Annotated in this window: 14 protein-coding genes and 4 pseudogenes; 6 read left to right on the top strand and 12 right to left on the bottom strand. The window is 61.4% G+C overall.

From position 1 onward, the window contains the following. Positions 1-232 (top strand): annotated as a pseudogene (locus tag ACAX43_RS32190) (MFS transporter); the annotation flags it as partial. A 52-nt stretch (positions 233-284) separates the two neighbouring features. Continuing rightward, positions 285-983 carry a sterol desaturase family protein gene (locus ACAX43_RS32195; protein WP_370712365.1) on the top strand — a complete coding sequence of 233 codons (699 nt, stop codon included), beginning with the start codon at positions 285-287 and terminating at the stop codon, positions 981-983. Positions 984-990: 7 nt separating this feature from the next. On the opposite strand, the pseudogene ACAX43_RS32200 reads toward ACAX43_RS32195, so the two are convergent. The 6 genes and pseudogenes from ACAX43_RS32200 to ACAX43_RS32225 all read right to left on the bottom strand — a co-directional run bounded on the left by ACAX43_RS32200 (position 991) and on the right by ACAX43_RS32225 (position 4,328). Continuing rightward, positions 991-1,907 (bottom strand): annotated as a pseudogene (locus tag ACAX43_RS32200) (LysR family transcriptional regulator). Between the two features lie 134 nt (positions 1,908-2,041). Further along, positions 2,042-2,131 (bottom strand): annotated as a pseudogene (locus ACAX43_RS32205) (Tn3 family transposase); the annotation flags it as partial. A 401-nt stretch (positions 2,132-2,532) separates the two neighbouring features. Further along, a complete protein-coding gene (locus ACAX43_RS32210; protein WP_370712366.1) occupies positions 2,533-2,946 on the bottom strand; it encodes a type II toxin-antitoxin system VapC family toxin in 414 nt (137 codons plus the stop codon). Then, the gene (locus ACAX43_RS32215) at positions 2,946-3,188 is read right to left on the bottom strand and encodes an antitoxin (RefSeq protein ID WP_370712367.1); all 243 of its coding nucleotides are present in this window, start codon (positions 3,186-3,188) and stop codon (positions 2,946-2,948) included. The genes ACAX43_RS32210 and ACAX43_RS32215 overlap by 1 nt, the downstream gene beginning before the upstream one ends. Before the next feature lie 337 nt (positions 3,189-3,525). Further along, positions 3,526-3,819 (bottom strand): nitrilase-related carbon-nitrogen hydrolase, encoded by a 294-nt coding sequence (locus ACAX43_RS32220; RefSeq protein WP_370712368.1) that lies wholly within the window; start codon positions 3,817-3,819, stop codon positions 3,526-3,528. A gap of 194 nt (positions 3,820-4,013) precedes the next feature. Continuing rightward, positions 4,014-4,328, bottom strand: a complete 315-nt coding sequence (locus ACAX43_RS32225) for a hypothetical protein (protein ID WP_370712369.1) — start codon at positions 4,326-4,328, stop codon at positions 4,014-4,016. A 389-nt stretch (positions 4,329-4,717) separates the two neighbouring features. On the opposite strand from ACAX43_RS32225, the pseudogene ACAX43_RS32230 reads away from it, so the two are divergent. Beyond that, positions 4,718-5,015: pseudogene (locus ACAX43_RS32230) on the top strand (HU family DNA-binding protein). Positions 5,016-5,184: 169 nt separating this feature from the next. Here the strand turns inward: ACAX43_RS32230 and ACAX43_RS32235 are convergent. The 5 genes from ACAX43_RS32235 to ACAX43_RS32255 all read right to left on the bottom strand — a co-directional run bounded on the left by ACAX43_RS32235 (position 5,185) and on the right by ACAX43_RS32255 (position 10,488). Beyond that, a complete protein-coding gene (locus ACAX43_RS32235) occupies positions 5,185-5,454 on the bottom strand; it encodes a DUF1488 family protein (RefSeq protein WP_370712404.1) in 270 nt (89 codons plus the stop codon). A gap of 131 nt (positions 5,455-5,585) precedes the next feature. Next, positions 5,586-6,761, bottom strand: coding sequence for a tyrosine-type recombinase/integrase (locus ACAX43_RS32240; protein ID WP_370712370.1), 1,176 nt, complete (start codon positions 6,759-6,761; stop codon positions 5,586-5,588). A 72-nt stretch (positions 6,762-6,833) separates the two neighbouring features. Beyond that, positions 6,834-8,294, bottom strand: a complete 1,461-nt coding sequence (locus ACAX43_RS32245; RefSeq protein ID WP_370712371.1) for an ISKra4 family transposase — start codon at positions 8,292-8,294, stop codon at positions 6,834-6,836. A 1,079-nt stretch (positions 8,295-9,373) separates the two neighbouring features. Next, the gene (locus ACAX43_RS32250; protein ID WP_370712372.1) at positions 9,374-10,276 is read right to left on the bottom strand and encodes a LysR family transcriptional regulator; all 903 of its coding nucleotides are present in this window, start codon (positions 10,274-10,276) and stop codon (positions 9,374-9,376) included. A gap of 29 nt (positions 10,277-10,305) precedes the next feature. Then, positions 10,306-10,488 (bottom strand): hypothetical protein, encoded by a 183-nt coding sequence (locus ACAX43_RS32255; RefSeq protein ID WP_370712373.1) that lies wholly within the window; start codon positions 10,486-10,488, stop codon positions 10,306-10,308. Between the two features lie 303 nt (positions 10,489-10,791). On the opposite strand from ACAX43_RS32255, the gene ACAX43_RS32260 reads away from it, so the two are divergent. After that, positions 10,792-11,847, top strand: a complete 1,056-nt coding sequence (locus ACAX43_RS32260) for an AI-2E family transporter (RefSeq protein ID WP_370712374.1) — start codon at positions 10,792-10,794, stop codon at positions 11,845-11,847. Positions 11,848-11,857: 10 nt separating this feature from the next. Here ACAX43_RS32260 and ACAX43_RS32265 read toward each other — a convergent pair whose 3' ends face one another. Then, a complete protein-coding gene (locus tag ACAX43_RS32265) occupies positions 11,858-12,631 on the bottom strand; it encodes a TetR/AcrR family transcriptional regulator (RefSeq protein WP_370712375.1) in 774 nt (257 codons plus the stop codon). 430 nt (positions 12,632-13,061) lie between these two features. Here ACAX43_RS32265 and ACAX43_RS32270 point away from each other — a divergent pair, with 430 nt between their 5' ends. Together ACAX43_RS32270 and ACAX43_RS32275 are read left to right on the top strand one after the other, a co-directional pair. Further along, on the top strand, positions 13,062-14,126 hold the full coding sequence (locus tag ACAX43_RS32270; protein WP_370712376.1) for an efflux RND transporter periplasmic adaptor subunit: 1,065 nt from the start codon (positions 13,062-13,064) through the stop codon (positions 14,124-14,126). Beyond that, positions 14,123-17,296 (top strand): efflux RND transporter permease subunit, encoded by a 3,174-nt coding sequence (locus tag ACAX43_RS32275; RefSeq protein ID WP_370712377.1) that lies wholly within the window; start codon positions 14,123-14,125, stop codon positions 17,294-17,296. Before ACAX43_RS32270 ends, ACAX43_RS32275 begins: the two co-directional genes overlap by 4 nt.

Here is a 17,296-nt window from a genome sequence, read left to right on the forward strand (position 1 = left end):
CTTCCCGACCTCGATCCGTGCGACCGGCACGGGCCTCTCCTGGAACATCGGCTTCGCGATCGGCGGGATGATGCCGACGGCCGTGTCGCTGGTGGCGAAGGACGCGAGTCAGTTGCCGATGACACTCGCGATCTTCGTTGGCGCGATCAGCGTGATCTTCCTCATCGGTGCGTTCATCGTGCCGGAAACGCTCGGCAAGCTCGACAACGGCGCCGCCCGCGAACCGGCCTAGCGCGCAGGGGGCGCTATCAGGCGCCCATCACCATCACAGACAGGAGACATCGATGAAATACGACGAAGACATCCGCGCCCGCTCATACAAGTTTCGCGACGAGTACGTCGCGGCCACGCCCGCGTGGTACCGCGGGGAAATGCATCTTGGCTTCACGCTGCTCTTCACGGGCGGTGTGATCGCGTATTGCCTCACGCAGCTTCATGCGCCGACACTCGCCGAATGGCTAGCCGTCATTCCGCTCTTCCTGTTCGGCAACTGGGCCGAGTGGGCTGCGCATCGCTACGTGCTGCATCGTCCGACAAAGTACTTCAGCATGATCTACAAGCGCCATTGCGCGGTTCATCACCGCTTCTTCACGCACGTCACGCTCGAATACAAGGGCCAGCGGCACTGGCGTGCGCTGCTGTTTCCGCCGTTTGCGCCCGTGGCCTTCGTGCTGGCCGCAGTGCCGTTCGCGCTCGTGATCGGTTTTGTGTTCTCGCGCAACGCGGGCTACATCGCGTTGTTCACGATGGCGGCGTACTTCCTGATGTACGAGGGCCTGCATACGCTCTCGCACTTCACCGACAGCCCGTTCCTTGACCGCGTTCCGTTCGTCAACACCGTGCGGCGCCTGCACGCCACGCACCACGATCCTGAAGTGATGGCGACGCAAAACTTCAACCTGACGTTCCCGATCTGCGACACGCTGTTCGGCACGCGCAGCGATGCGCGCACTGCACGCGAGCCATTCGAAGGGAATCGATAAGCAAGGTTCATTCAGGGGACACGCCCGTCGTCACGCGCCGGATTTCGTCGGTGATGATCTGGATCAACGCGTGCGCGGCGGGCCCGATCGGCCGCTTCGGATGACTCACCTGAATGATGTGCCGCAGGATCGGCGGCGACGCGATCCTGTGGGCGCACAGCAGCCCTTCATCCACCTTGCGCTGCACGACGACGCGCGGCAGGATCGTCGCGACGTTGCTCTGCTCGACGAACTGCACGATGGTGCTGAGCAGGTCGATTTCGAATTTCGGCTTGATGACGATGTCGGCCGCCATCAGCGCGGCGTCGAGCACGCCGCGCAAGCCGTTGCGGCGGGTGGGCAGCACCAGTTCGAAGCCGGGCGAACTCGCGAGATCGATGTCCTGCGGCAGGTCGGGGCCATGCGCGACGCTCGTCACGAGCACCATCTCTTCGACCAGCAACGGCTCCACGTCGAGCGTGAGGCGCCCGCGCGGCTTGTTGATGATCGCGGCATCGAGCCGGCCCGCCTCGACGGCATCGATGAGTTGCGCGCTGAACCCATCGGCCACCGATACCTCGACTTGCGGAAAGAGCGCGTCGAACTTCGCGAGCGACTCCGGCAACACGCTTTCCGCTTCCGACGCCACCATCCCGAGGGACACGCGGCCCGTGATGATCACGTCGCGCCGGCTCAGTTGCTCGCGTGCGTGACCGATGTCGCGCATGATCGGCGTGTAGAGGCGATACATGAGGCGCGCCGCTTCGGTCGGCGTCATGCCGTGCGGGCCGCGCTCGAAGAGAGTCTGCCGCAGTTCGGCTTCGAGCTTCGAAATCTGCATGCTGAGCGCGGGCTGCACGATATTGAGGCGAGGCGCTTGGCCGCGCGCGTGACGGAGCCGTCCTCGAAGAGGGCGATGAAATACTGGATTTGCTTGAGGTCCATGAGGCCCGAGCGAGGGGGAAAAGCCGGAGACTTCGAGTGTAACCACAAGTCGAAGTGCGCGTGGGGTCGAGGTCGATGCAAGGTCTGGCCTAATATTCTGCAGAGCATTAACGCTTATCTTGGTCAGCCCCCTTGTGGACGGCCTCGCCACGATTAAGCGCATGCTGCAGTTCGCCGCGAAATACCGGCACGGTAAAGTAGTCGATCAGGAAGATTGTCTGGAACGCCGTCGCGCAAGGATGGATAAGGCCGCCCGATAAGCACGGGCGGGCCATCTTCATATCGGTCCGGGCTCAAACCAAATTGCGCACGGCGTCGATATTGGCCCGCGTCACTTTGGAATAGGGGGCGAACACAGCCGCCCAAGATGAACGCCACCGTCGTAGAGCGGTTGCCCCCTGCGGCTGTGCAGTAGCAGTCAACCTTGCGAACGTAGTGTGTGCCCGGCCAGCGCGCCCCTTCTCACAATGCATTTTCGACAAACTTCGATGCAGCGCGATAGGTCGGAGAGCGCGTCCTTATTTGGGGCTGGCGTCACCGACCGGTTTTCGACTGTCAGGCGCGGCACTGCCATTCCTGCGGGCGTGCAGTAGCGGATCTCCTGACCAGCGCCGTGCGGCCCGCGTCAGTCCGGACCGCGGACCAGCCAGTTTTCAATCTGGAGACCCTGCACGCGCGAAAATTCGTTGGTGTTGTCCGTGACGACCACGGCATCGATCGCCAGCGCGTGCGCAGCGATCAGCATGTCGTTCGCGCCGATCAGTTGCCCCCGGCACTCGAGGTCCGCACGCAGTTTTCCATAGAACCGATCGGCGTCGCTGTTCAACGCCATGACTGGGAGACTGGCCAGGGCGCGATCGACGCGACCGGCCAGTTCGGGCGAGCCCTTCTTTTCCGCCCCGAAACGCAGTTCGGCCGCGACGATAATTGATGTGCAGAGGTTCTCCGGCGCCATCTCCCTTATCCGGGTGGCGCAGGAACCGCGCGTGTTCCGGATCGCGTCCGAGATGATGTTTGTGTCAAGCAGGTACAGCGGCATTACAGGTCTACCGGATCGGCGGGCAGGCTGTCAATCGCTGGGAAAGACTCGTCGAGCGGCGACCACTGCGCCAGTAGCTCGCGTAGCGGCGTGGCTTTCACCGGTTCGATGATCAGGCAGGCGCCTTCCCTGCGGACAATGGCCTCATCGCCCGGTAGTTCGAGTTCGCGCGGGATGCGGATCGCCTGGTTGCGGCCGTTGCGGAATAGCCGGACGTGCCGGCCTTCGGTGGTTGTCGTCACGATGTTCTCCTTTGGCATAGGCCGTAGCATATGTCATTCTGTCTCGCAACGCAAAGCGCCGCCGGCTTCGATCTCGCTCAGACCCGTCCTCCGCGGGATGCAGGGCGCGCTCTCGGCCTTACAGTCCTGTCTCCACGAGCCCTCCTTCGTCACATGAACCGGGATATTTATCTCAACGATCCCATCGCGCGGCGGCCGTCCCTCTGAACCTGAATTGGACACCGACCGGAAACAGCATCGCGTCCGCTGCCGAGCATCACACCGATCAGAAATGGCCCGGAAGCGATGACGTTAGCCGAGTGTTTTGAGGGCTTCGTCGATCTTCCGAAGTGCGTCTTCACTGATCAGACCGTTGGAGAGCTTCGCGACGGTAGACGACGACGTCAAAGTCATATTTCGCCCGGGCAAGGTCATTGAGGTCGAGGTCGGCCACGAGCAATGCATCTCGCTCAAAGATGGGGCCAGCAATGAACTCGCCAAGCGGGCCGACGATGCAGCTTCCACCGCTCATCAGCACAGTGGACGGATCGTTACCCTGGATTGCGGCATAGTCGGTTGGGCAATCCAATCGGCGCACTTGCTGGCAGGCCGATAACACAAAGCAACACCCCTCCAAGGCAACATGCTGCATGGGGTTGTCGTACTTTCCGTGCAGAAACTGGCGCTTTGATCCTGAAAATCCATATTGATCACGTACTTGCGCAATCGCTGAATCAGCGATTGCGACCGAACGGCCGAGCCTTGCTGCAAGCGGCTCTGCGCGCGGCTACCGCCAGATTTTGCACGGAAAGTACGACAACCCAGGCCAGACGCATAGCTTCGCAATCACTGCGCCGTGCCATCCAGTCGCAGGATCTCGACATCAGGCGGGGAGACAAGGATCTCGCTGAACGCGTGCATCCAGCTCCCAGTCTCTTCGCTGGAGCCGGCGCCTTGATGGCGCAGACCGTCGAACTGATCGAGGCTGGTCAACTCGACCTCGAACTGGAGCGCTGCCCCACCTCCCCGGCGTGTCATTGGTATGAGCAGCCGTGCGTTGAGGCCGTTACCCCTGGCTGCCTCGACTTCCCGGCGAATGAAATCGATCGCACGCTGGCGATTCACTGGCAGTACGTCATACGAAAAACGGGCAAGATACATGGCGAACCTGCTGTCCAGGTTGTGCGGTGGATGCTGGATTTCATTATAGCTGTCGGTGGATCTGCTTCCACGGTAAGCCGCCCAAACGGCCCGGTTGATCCCGGTTGCTTCAGCGCATCCACACCTGGATCGCCATACGAGCCAATGCGCCGCCGAGCGGGGGGCGTACGTTATTCGAACTGTCCGTGTTGACGTCCGCGTCCTGTTGTTCCAGCACATTTATTGTCGGCTCAGCCGCAGGCGGCATGAAGACGCCGGCCCCCGGAATGGTTCACTCTCTGTAAGGCCCCTTCCCGCTTATTTCACAGGTTGCATTTTTTGTTGCACACGTGCGATAGGGCGAGCGTCCCGTCTGCGGTGCGCCGGCGTTTGATCAATGGGGCGCAGATATGGATAAACAGGAACTCATCGATGCCGTCGCGGCGCAGACGGGCGAAAGCAGGTCCCGCACCGGTGCTGCCATCGAAGCGATCGTTGAGGCAGTGACGGCCTTGATGCCGTGACAGATGCAGTGACGCGCGGCGATGCGGTGCAGATGATCGGCTTCGAACCGTTTTTTCGACAGGAGACCGTGCCGAACGCTGGTGGCGCCATCCGTGGGCGGGCGAGACCGCCACGATCCCAGCGGCAAAAACCATCAGATTTACCGCCGGCAACGCATGCGAGGATATTGTGAATGCTGTTTGAGCAGTCTGTGCGCGCACCGCCAGTCAGGCTTCTGGGTCAATGTGCCCCCTGCTTCGCCGCATGACCGGGTTGACGAAGCAAAAACCTTCGCTTCGGTTGTCGGTCGTTTGACGCAGAAGCGGACGTCGAGGGGAACAGTCGGGTGCCGTTGCCGCCAGCCTGCCTGCGGTCAGGGACGCGCAAAATCGTCCGGCGTCAGTTCGAGACGCGCTGCCGGATGGGCGAGCAGCTTGCGCTCAGCAATCGCCCGGATGCGGCCATACCCATCCCGGAAGGTCTTCATGGTCCGGGCCTCACTGGCCCCTGGTTCAAGCCAGAAATGGGTCTCCAGTGTCGCGATCGTGATCACGCATTCGACCGTGCTGTTCTGGCGTACGAGGCCAAACGCCACGCCGCGGCGGTCTGCGAGTACGTGTGGTTTGACTTCAACGGTTTCCATGGCGGTGGGGGACAAGGCTGTCGGGTGGGTCGACAGGATTTTTGCATACCCGATGCGGTTTGAGTATCGGGCTGTTGGCGGGAGTCGTGCGGCGAGGCAGTGGTCGACCCCGGGCGTGAATCCTGACCGTCTCACCAGTCGATGCGGTGCTTTTCCTCGGTTTCGCGGTGACGCTCGTCGTCGGGTGTGTGCAGGTAGGGATTGGTACTCGTCAGTGACGCGTGACGCAGGTTGTCGCGCACCGTACGCAGATCGGTGCCCCCGTCGGCCATATGGGAGCCTGCGGTATGGCGCAACCAGTGTGCGGAGGCGTGATCGAGCAGATCGGCCTGTCCCTTGAACCTGTCGCCGCGCAACCGGAGCCGCTCGGCCGTGCCGGCAAAGATGCCCTTGACGATCGTGTGCAGTGCGGCGCGCGTGAGCGGCTTCATCGATTGGCCCAGCGGCAGCACGAGCGGCGTGTCCTCATGCCGGGAGGGCAGGGCGGACAGGCCGCGTTCGCGCCGGTAGCGCCCGAGCTCGACCATCATTTCCGCGGAGGCGGGCACGAGCCCCTCCTTGTCGCCCTTGCCGAGCACCTCGAGCCACCAGCGCTCGTGGCCATCCGCGTCGCGCCGGCAGAAGAAGCATCCCATCGTGTTGCCGCTGACCTCGGAGATGCGCAGACCGCCGAGATAGAACAGCGTGAACAGCCACCGTGCGCGCAGGTAGCGCTCCCGCTCGCGTTGGGTGTCTTTGGGCAGGCTGTCGATATAAGCCTTCACTTCCTGCCACAGTTCGCGGTCGAGATAGCGCGTGATGCGCGGCTTCGTGCGGCGGGTGCGCTGGCGCGACAGTGACAGCGGGTTACCGGCCAGGTAGCCGGCTTCGACCAGCCACGCAAACAGCGCGTTGATGATCACCATCGCCTGACGCTCGCTGCTCGCGGCCAGTTCACCGTAGAACGGGCGCCAGCGCGGGTCATGACGCGGGAATTTGCGGCCGCCTTCGGCGACCCAGCGTGAGCGCGGCTGCGGGTTCTTCAGGAATTCGCGGAACAGCTGAAGGTCCTCGTGCGTGAGCGAGGACAGCGGCTTGCCGAGCTGGACGATCGCCCACAGCAGCAGCCGTTCGGCTTCCTTGCGGTAGTTCTCGAAGGTAGTTTTCTTGTCGGCGACCCGCGCAAGCCACGCGCGTACCGCATTCAGGTCGTCGCTGGCGGCGATCTGCGCGTGGCCGTGCGCGCGGTTGGTGCCGTCCCGGCCGTCGAGATCGGCGGGCAGTTCGAGCACATCGAGGGGACGCGGCGCGACCAGGGCGGTTTTCATGGGCGATGGAGGGGACTCGGGGCGGGCTGTGAGTGTTGTCAAAGAGAGTGAACCAAACCGTGGGAGGTGAATTCAAGCCGCTCGGTGCACATTCGGTGAGTTCGCAGCTACAGAAGCTTTGGCTAACTCGGCAAGTCTCTCGACGGAAAATTCTTCGTTGAGAACTGCAACTCTCACCAGCGCTAGATAGTGGGCTCCCTTGTCCGTCCATCGCATTTGCTGCTTCTTCGCCATGCGGTGGCTGACCACCAGGTTCACCGCGGACTCGGCAATGCCGCTGCTGATCGGTTGCCCCTTGTGATAACGCATGCCATAGTTCACGAGCGCACCGGCGTTGTTCTCGATGTAGAAATACAGACGGCGCAGGTTCCAGTACAACGTCGAATACTCATAGCCGTCGTTCACCATGAGCGTGGCATCCAATCCTTTGATACGAAATACTGATTGCCGGCCCTTTCCATGCCAAACCAGCCACTTGGCGTGATCGATCGCTGTCTCTACTGCAATTCGGTCGTCGGGCTTCATCGTCTTGTTTCCGAACACCGAGTTCATGGCAGCCTTGAACTTCATCGCTATGTGAAACCAGTCCAGGATCCTTGCTCTGGCGAGCTGGCTGCCGTCCACAGCCTTGCCAAATTCGCCAGCGTCATCGCTGATCACGGTGACCCGCTCGTCTTGAGTCACGCCGCTTGCAAAGAGAAATTGGTCTAGCCGTGCGGGCGCCGATGGCACCATCTTATGCACATACGCAAAGAGACGCGGGGTGCGATCAGCGAGGGTTGCTCGGCCCGCGACGACGTTGACATGTCGATCTTGAGTCAACTTCTGCGCCCAAGGCGATTTCAGCTCGGCAAGGTCGCGCGCCGCTTTGCGGCTCCTGGGGCTGCTGCTGAAGCGCAACCACGCCGAGTCAACGCTCACGCAACCCACGGTGGTCGATTCGCGAACCTGCACTGCGCCCTCCACTTTTGGTCCAGACGCGATATCGCGCTCAATCTGCGCGTCCAGCGCGCTACCAACGGCAAGGATCCGACGACGGGTACTACCGATGGATATCCCTTTGTCCAGCGGAAGGACCTCCCGGAGCAACTCGGTGGCTTGACGGTAGGGTAGATGGGCGGCCCACTTGGCTTGCAGGTATTGCAATTCCGGCGTCACACGCTGGCGCACAGCCTTACACAGCGGACTCACGGAGCGACGCGGTTGCCCTGGCTTTGCCGCGCAGCCACACGTCCACAGCCTCGGGCTCGGCACTTTGACCTTGCCAAACACGGTTCGCAGTGCGATCGACCGTGCGTCCTTGTGCGCCAGGACCGAGCCACAACGATCGCAAGCCAATTGTCCTTTCATCCACAAGACAGTCTGCTCCCTCACCAGTAACGATTGAACCTCAGCGAGCATAGCGCGACCTTCGGCAAGCGTAAGTCCCAACTCGGTCACGCTCCGGTCTCTTCGGTCCACCACCGCAACAACCGTCGCTTCAGTCTCGCTGGTTTCCCCACCCTCCAGGCGGGCCTCGATGATCAGTCGCATAGCAACTCCGATCAGTTGGCAACGTCGTCAGCATAGCTCATAAGGCCAGCGCGCCGGGGCAGGCCCGCTGGCCTACTTTCGTTAAATATTTCGCAGAGTCCATGCCCCATATTTCATCGGCTACGCCGCCGTCACGCCGTTTGTGACGGCGGTCGCGACGACGGGGACAGCCTCCCACGGTTTGGTTCACTCTCGACTTACGCGAATTGACACATTCACTACGTTCGGTGCGCTAGTAAAAGTGTCAACACGCCCGCGTTTTCGCCCGTAGCTGCTGGGGAGCGGCGGTGACACATTTATTACGTTCGACGACCGGCGCATCTGTTCGGGCGATGCGAACATGGGCTGCTTGGTGTTCTTGTCTGGCTTTCGCTCTTCGCGCCAGTTGGCTTGCCCGGATGGGCCTCGTCGGTCGAGCGCTGGACAATCCTGCGTGTTTTTGCACTGGCTTGCCTCGACAGTTTTTTCTGCTACCTTGAGGCGCCCAGGGGCGGAGGCGAGCGATCGGGACCTCTATGGATGCCGTTTCCAGCAATCGACTATCCGGAGCGGGAGTGGGTCGTGCTTGACGCAGCTCCTGACCGGAAGCAGTACAGGATGGTGATCGCCCCGGCACGACCACGACCGTTCGCATCCTTGGAAGCACTACAAGCGGGAGCGGAACACTACAGACATCACGTCGCAAACCTTCATAAAACCCAAGCACCGGAAAACTGGCCGGCGCCTGTCGCGAAACGTAACGCGCGACCGGACATTTTCGTACCGCCCGTTCGCTCGCCACTGACGAATCGTCGACCCAGCGTCAGTATTACGGCAATGGTCCTGGCGGTGTTGGCGGCTTCCGATGCAGAGTGAGACGTTGCGCTGACAACTACATTAACCCTATTCGGTGCCACGTGAAGAAGTCTCTTTCAATTTAATGCCGGCTTTTCACAATTTTGTGTTTTCGTTCCGACCGCAAGCTATATTGTCAATCCTGCGGTTCGTCGGTCCGAATGGTCAAGGTACGGGCCATACTGGAAAAACATGAGTGATCCGAAATATCGTGCACGGCGGCAGCGAGGCTGCTCTTGAGCGCTTTACTTTACCCCGCCTTCGAGAAATTCCGCGGCGTGGTCGATAAACGCTCTCACTTTGGCGGGTAGAAGCGTCCGCGCGCTGTAGGCGAGGCGGACCTCGGCCGCAGTATCCGCGATTTCAAACTCTTCCAGCAGATGCACCAACCGGCCGGCCTTTATGTCCTGCTCAACAAAGCTTGCCGGCAGTACGCCGACACCCAATCCCTCTAGCAGAACGCCGCGATTGAAGACTGGATTGTTCGACGTGATCTCGTATTTGATCGGCACCGCAATGTTCTCCCGTTCCGTTCGAAACGTCACGATCGGTTTGTGCATGGAAGGAGGCACGGTGACGAACATATGGTCCACAAGATCCATTGGATGCCGGGGTCGAGATCGCGTCCTCAGATAGGTCTCCGTTGTGACGATAACCAGCGGCAAACGCTGGAGAAGCCGGGTCACGGCCAGATCCGTCGCGAGCATGAAAGGCAGGACGATACCGAGATCGTAGCCGTCGGCTGTCAGATCAACTGGCCGCTCGGTGAGCGTGACATCCAGAGCGATCTTTGGATGCTTGCGTTTGAACGATGCAACCAGTGGTGCGAGCCATGTCAGCGTCGCAGTCGTATGGGCGACCAACCGAAGTACGCGGGCCGGCACTCGGCCATGATTCGCGGCGTCGGCTTCCAGGCAGTCGAGATCGTCGAGGATGCGGCAACACCCGTCATAAAAGCGCTCCGCAACCTCTGTCAGCGAAAACTGGCGGGTGGAGCGATGGAACAGGCGGGAGCTCAGGCGGTCTTCCAAAGAAGCGATCGCGCGAGAGACCGCCGACGGCGATAAGCCCAGAATTTCCCCCGCTCGTCTAAAGTTTTTGACCTCGACGATAGTGCGAAACAGACGCAAGCTTTCGATATATTCCATTGGGACGTCCTGTCTGAGCCAGTAACGGCTCAGTGCGTCTGCTGGCTGCTGTTTCCAACCAGGCGTTCGAACTCGAGAAGGGCTTCGCCAAGCGCGTCGATAGCGCCATTGGCTGTTGCGGCTGTCGCGGCACTGCGCAATGCATGCTGCACGATTTCGTGAACGGCGTGGGGTTTCGGCTGCACGCCTTGGGGTCTGGATTGTTGCGCCATAGAAAATCCTGCAAAAAAATTTAACTTGCGTCTCACGAACGGTTTGGCTGCCGCCGGCGGTTGGCGTCAAGCATTTATGTCATTAGACTCATAACTGATGATAATGTCAACTAAAGCATGACAGGCATCCGAAACACGCCAGAGGGCAACCAAATCCGCAGGATTCGCATAATTCTTCATATGTATCAAAATTGACGTAATAATCAAATATGAGTACGATATCGCTATAACGGGCGTGTCCGGCCGCACCAGGCGACGCCCCAATGCGGGAACACCCGATTTATTCACCCACACGTTGCGCTTATGACTTTGCACAATCGCCACGCCTTGCTATGGGGCGCGGCCGCCTTGACGGCTGGCGTCCTGCTTTGGATCTTGCGCCCGGTCCTCACGCCGTTCCTGCTTGGCGGGCTCATCGCATATGTCCTTCAACCGGGAGTCGAGTGGCTGGTACGCCATCGCACGCCACGCGGACTTGCCGCGCTCCTGATGATGCTTCTGTTTGGTTTGATGGCCACGCTGCTCGTTCTGCTCGTGTTTGCCGTGATCCACAAAGAGGGGCCTGAACTGATCCTGCGGTTCCCTTCTCTGGCAGCCACACTCAACGCGTGGTTACGACCCAAACTGGCCTTGCTTGGCCTGAGCTATTCATTCGATTTGAGCCATGTCCGTGAGATGTTGACGATGGACCTCAAGGTGAGCGAACGGACCATCACAGTGGCTGCGTGGCAGTCACTGCGCACGAGCGGCAACATGATGGTTACTGTCGTAGGCAACATCGTGTTGGTGCCGCTCGTCCTGTTCTATCTGCTCTATGACAGGCACGAGGCATTCGCTCGCCTGGAAAGCTTCGTGCCGCGACCCTGGCTGGGCAAAACGCGAAAGTACCTGACAGACATAGACCAGATGCTGTCGCAATACCTGCGCGGCCAACTGCTTGTGATGGGGGTGCTCGCTACGTTCTATCCAATCGCTTTGACGATCGCGGGCTTCGAGATCGCGCTGCCCGTCGGTCTTTTTACCGGGCTCGCCGTGTTCATTCCGTATATCGGATTCGTGACCGGACTGGCGCTCGCGCTTCTCGCCGCGCTGCTGCAATTCGGTAGCTGGTATGGTGTTGGCGCAGTGGTGGTTGTGTACGGCATCGGCCAGATTCTCGAAAGTTTCATTCTCACGCCACGCCTCGTCGGCGAGCGCATTGGCCTGCATCCGCTCGCGGTGATTTTCGCCTTGCTCGCATTCGATCAGCTTTTCGGTTTCTTTGGTGTCCTGCTCGCGCTTCCAGCCAGCGCAATTCTGGCCGCAGGCCTGCGAGAACTCCGCGGCCGTTATCTGGCGAGCGTGTTTTACGGGGAATAGCCGGCATTGATCAGCAGGCGCGGGATTTTGCTCTGCAAACCTTGGTTTCCGGCCTGCCCGTGGGTAACGGTAGTTGCGCAATTCTTTCCGCCTCCGCGCGCTTGAGTCCAAGCACCTGTAGCACGACCGCCGCCACCCGTTCCGCGAAGTTCTGTTCGCCGACTCCTGACGCTTTTTGCCGCCGGACCGCCGGCGTAACCGATACGGCAAAGTGCAACTCGGCGGCGATCGCCGCGAAGATGATGCCCGTGACCGACACAACACACATCAAGTGATCAGGGACGACAAAGCGCTTCGCGGAAATGCCTCTTTGGCTATCGCGCAGCAATCGTTGGCCGAGCCCCCAGCCCAGTGCATGCACCGAATATCCCTCGCGGATCAGAAGCCGTCCCCATATCGGTTCACGACGTGCGCGCATCAGCGTGTGGCGCACTGAGACGGCGACTATTTCGGCCGGGTCGGACAGTTCGCGGGCGAGCTGGTCGAGCGTATCGGCGAATTCCTCGAACACCCATTCGACGAGCGCGGTGAAGATTCCCTCCTTCGACCCGAAGTGGTTGTAGAACGAGCCGAAACCGACGTCGGCGGCCTCGGTAATGTCGTTGATGGCCACCGAGTCCATTCCTCTTTCCGCCATCAGCCTCAGTGCGGCGTCGAGCAGGCGGGCGCGGGTTTCGCGCTTGCGGCGGGCACCGCGCGGTTGGCGCCCTTCAACCGCTTGGGCCGGGCCGCGCAACGTCTGCGCGCGCTGCCGGGTTGCACGGGGGTTCGGGATATCAGGCATCTCGGCTCCAGGTCTTGGTATCGTCATATTTTAGAATTATGTGTCATGGTTGACAATATAATCAACTATGTGTCTAATGTCACCTTCGCCGGACAATCGGCGGCCGCGTAGACGAAATGAGAAGCGCCGGTATCCACCCGCGTGCGATGACGAAGTACGAAGAGTTGCAAGCGATTTGTATCAGAAGAGGCGAATAGGACTACTAAGATACGGACATGCCGAATCGAGCGTTAGCGCATACGGCAAAGCATGCTGCCAGACGCACCGTGTCTTGCGATGCCTCGCCCATTTTTATTGCTGGACCATCACCTGCCTTGTGAACATCGTGAAACTTTCCGGTCTTAACGTGCAGACGCCTGCGCGTCCTTTCCTGCCGTCCGTCGGCCGGCCATCCCTCCGGGGACGTCTTCTGATTGCTGCATGCGGCGCAATGCTGCTAGCGGCCTGCCACCAGCGCGAAGCCGTCGTTCCCGAGCTCAAGCCCGTCGTTGCTGTCACGGCTCATCCCGACGGGCGTACGGCGAGCGCCTCGTTGCCGGCTCAGATACAGGCGCGGTATTCGACACCTCTTTCGTTCAGGGTTGGAGGCAAGGTCACCGAACGGCGGGTGCGCATCGGCGATACCGTCAAGGCGGGACAGACCGTTGCGCTGCTCGATCCTACCGACCTGCGCAACAACCTGGTCAACGCGCGAGCGCAGCTCGACGCCGCCGAACATCGTCTCGTGTATGCCAAACAGCAGCTCGATCGCGACCGCGCTCAGGCGCAGGCAAACCTGATCGCAACGGCGCAGATGGAGCAGACCCAGGACGCCTACGCTTCCGCCCTCGCGCAGCGCGATTCGGCACTCGCCCAGATGGCGCTCGCCACGGATCACCTGCGCTACGCCACGCTCACGGCAGACCACGACGGCGTCATCACGTCGGAGGACACCGACACCGGCCAGAACATTCAGGCAGATCAAGCCGTCTATCACCTCGACTGGACGGGAGACGTAGATGTTGTCTGCGACGCGCCCGAGCGGACGCTTGGCGCATTGACCATCGGCAGTAATGCGCGCGTGAGCCTGTCTGCGCTGCCTGGTAAGACCTTCGAGGCGCGCGCGCGCGAGGTGTCGCCCGCCGCGGACCCGCAAAGCCGCACCTGGCGCGTGAAGCTCACGCTGGCTGCGCCGAGCCCCGAAGTCCGCCTCGGCATGACGGCTAATGTCGTGTTCGATGCTGTCGGCGACGCGCCAGCGGCACGTCCGTTCGTGTTGCCTGTGACGGCGCTCTTTCACAAAGGCGAGGACCCCGCTGTGTGGGTGGTGCGCGCGGGCAGCGACACCCTTGAGCTGCGTCCGGTCAGCATCGCGCGCTACGAAGAGCGCACGGTCTCCGTCATGGGCGGCCTGCACGACGGCGACCGTGTCGTGATGCAGGGCGTGCACGCAGTGAGCGCAGACCAACATGTGCAGGTGGTGGCCCCGTTGCATCCCGAGGATTTTTCGTCATGAACGCACGCGACCGTGAAACCGCGCGTGACAGCGCGCCCGTCACCCCGTCCGGCGCCGAGGCACATAGCGAAGGTGGCTTCAATCTCTCCGCGTGGGCGTTGCGCCATCAGCAACTCGTGATCTTTCTGATCGGGCTTGCAACCCTGTTCGGCGTGATCGGTTATACGCAGCTTGCCCAGTCGGAAGACCCGCCGTTCACGTTCCGGACCATGGTGGTCAAAACTTACTGGCCGGGCGCGACCGCCCGTGAGGTGCAGGAACAGATCACGGACCGGATCGGCCGTCAGTTGCAGGCGGCGCCCTACGTCGACAACATCAAGAGCTACTCGCGGCCCGGCGAGTCGATGATCTTCTTCGCAATGAAGGACTCCGCTCCGGTCAAGGAGGTCCCAGAGACCTGGTACCAGGTGCGCAAGAAAGTGGGCGACATCGCAGCGACGCTGCCCAAGGGGGCGGTTGGACCGTTTTTCAACGACGAGTTCGGTGACGTCTACACAAACATCTATGCGCTTGAAGGCGACGGCTTTACGCCTGCGCAACTGCACGACTACGCGGACCAGTTACGCACGATCCTGCTGCGCGTGCCCGGCGTCGCCAAAGTCGACTACTTTGGCGACCCGGACCAGCACATTTTCGTCGAGATATCGAATGCAGAGCTGACGGGGCTCTCCATCACGCCGCAGCAGCTCGCCCAGGCAATCGACGCACAAAATACCGTTGCGCCCGTTGGCACCATTACTACGATGGACGACCGGGTGTTCGTGCGGCCGAGCGGCGCGTTCAAGGACGTGCAGGCGCTCGCCGACACGCTCATCACTGTGAACAAACGCGCGTTCCGGCTCGGTGATATCGCGAAGATCACGCGCGGCTATGACGATCCGCCGGTCACCCAGATGCGCGTCGGGGGGCAGGCAGTGCTCGGTATCGGCGTGACGATGCAAAAGGGCGGCGACGTGATCAGCCTCGGCAAGGCGCTCGACGCGAAAACCGCCGAACTGCAGGCGGCCATGCCGGCGGGACTCAAGCTGGCTCCCGTCTCGAGCATGCCTCACGCGGTCAAGCACTCCGTGGACGAGTTCGTAAAGTCGGTCGCCGAAGCGGTAGCAATCGTGCTGGTCGTGAGCCTCGTTTCGCTCGGCCTGCGCACCGGCATGGTCGTCGTGATCTCGATTCCGATCGTGCTCGCCGTGACGGCGCTGTGCATGCATGTGTTCAATATCGGGCTGGACCAGGTCTCCCTTGGAACACTCGTGCTCGCGCTGGGGCTGCTTGTCGACGACGCGATTATCGCCGTCGAAACGATGGCCGTGAAGCTCGAGCAGGGGTGGAGTCGCACGCGCGCGGCGGCCTTTGCCTACACGAGCACGGCATTCCCTATGCTGACCGGCACGCTTGTGACCGTATCGGGCTTCCTGCCGATCGCACTCGCGAAGTCGAGCACGGGCGAATATACGCGTTCGATCTTCGAAGTGTCGGCCATTGCACTGATCGTATCGTGGTTCGCGGCCGTCGTGCTGGTCCCCTTGCTGGGATTCCACATGCTGCCCGAGCACAAGAGCCACGAGCGTGGCGGGCACCATCACGAGCACGATCTTTACAGCACGGGCTTCTACCGGCGTCTGTCGGGGTGGGTCTCGTGGTGTATCGAGCGTCGCTGGGCCGTGCTCGGCGTCACTGCCGTGCTCTTTGCGATCGCGATGGCGGCCTTCACACGCGTGCCGCAACAGTTCTTCCCGAACTCGGAACGGCCGGAGCTCCTCGTGGACCTGCGGCTGCCTGAAGGCGCTTCGTTTGAGGCGACGCTGCGTGAAGCGAAGCGCCTGGAAAAGGCGCTCGACGGCAATCCTGGGATCGACCACTTCGTCGACTTTGTGGGCACCGGCGCACCGCGCTTTTACCTGCCGCTCGACCAGCAGCTTCAGCAGCCTAACTTTGCGCAGTTCGTGATCACGGCCAAAAGCGTCGAAAACCGCGACGAGTTGATGCGCTGGCTCGATGCCAAACTCGGGAGAGAGTTCTCCGGCGTGCGCACGCGTGTGGCGCGGCTCGAGAACGGTCCGCCCGTGGGCTTCCCCATAAAGTTCCGGGTGAGCGGCGACGATATTGCAACCGTGCGCTCGATTGCCGAAACGGTCGCCGGGAAGGTCCGTGCCGACTCCCGCACACGCAATGTCCAGTTCGACTGGGACGAGCCGGCGGAGCGGTCGATCTCGTTCGAGATCGATCAGAACAGGGCGCGCCAGCTTGGCGTGTCGTCGGAGGACGTATCGAACTTCCTGGCCATGACGCTTTCCGGCTATACGGTCACGCAGTACCGCGAGCGGGACAAGCTGATCAACGTCGATCTGCGCGCGCCAAAGAGCGAGCGTGTCGATCCTGCGCAGCTCACGAGCCTCGCGATTCCGACGCCGAACGGCCCGGTTCCGCTCGGTTCCCTCGGACACGTTCGGGACACGCTCGAATACGGCGTGATCTGGCAGCGCGACCGGCAGCCGACGATCACCGTGCAGGCTGACATTCGGGGCGACGCGCAGGGCATCGACGTGACCCGCGATATCGAGCATGCGCTTGCTGGGGAAAAAGCCAGACTGCCGGTGGGTTATCGCATCGACGTAGGTGGCGCGGTAGAAGAAAGCGTGAAAGGCCAGACCTCGATCAACGCCGAGATGCCGCTCATGATCATCGCCGTGCTGACGCTGCTCATGATCCAGCTGAAGAGCTTCGTGCGGACGTTTATCGTCGTGCTGACGGCGCCGCTCGGGCTGATCGGCGTCGTGGCCGCGCTGCTCCTGTTCGGCAAGCCCTTCGGTTTCGTCGCATTGCTCGGCGTGATTGCCATGTTCGGCATCATCATGCGCAACTCCGTGATTCTGGTCGACCAGATCGACCAGGACATCGCGGCGGGGCACGGGCGTTTCGACGCGATTATCGGTGCAACCGTAAGGCGCTTCAGGCCGATCATGCTGACGGCCGCAGCCGCCGTGCTCGCCTTGATTCCGCTCCTGCGTTCAGCGTTCTTCGGGCCCATGGCGACCGCGCTGATGGGGGGTATCACGATCGCCACGGGACTGACCATTTTCTTCCTGCCGGCGCTCTATGCGACGTGCTTCAGGATCCGGCGCGATGAGCGCGGGATGCAACCGGTTGTCGTCGAGCCTACGGAGATCTGA

This window comes from Paraburkholderia sp. IW21 (assembly GCF_041321145.1).
Taxonomy (GTDB): domain Bacteria; phylum Pseudomonadota; class Gammaproteobacteria; order Burkholderiales; family Burkholderiaceae; genus Paraburkholderia.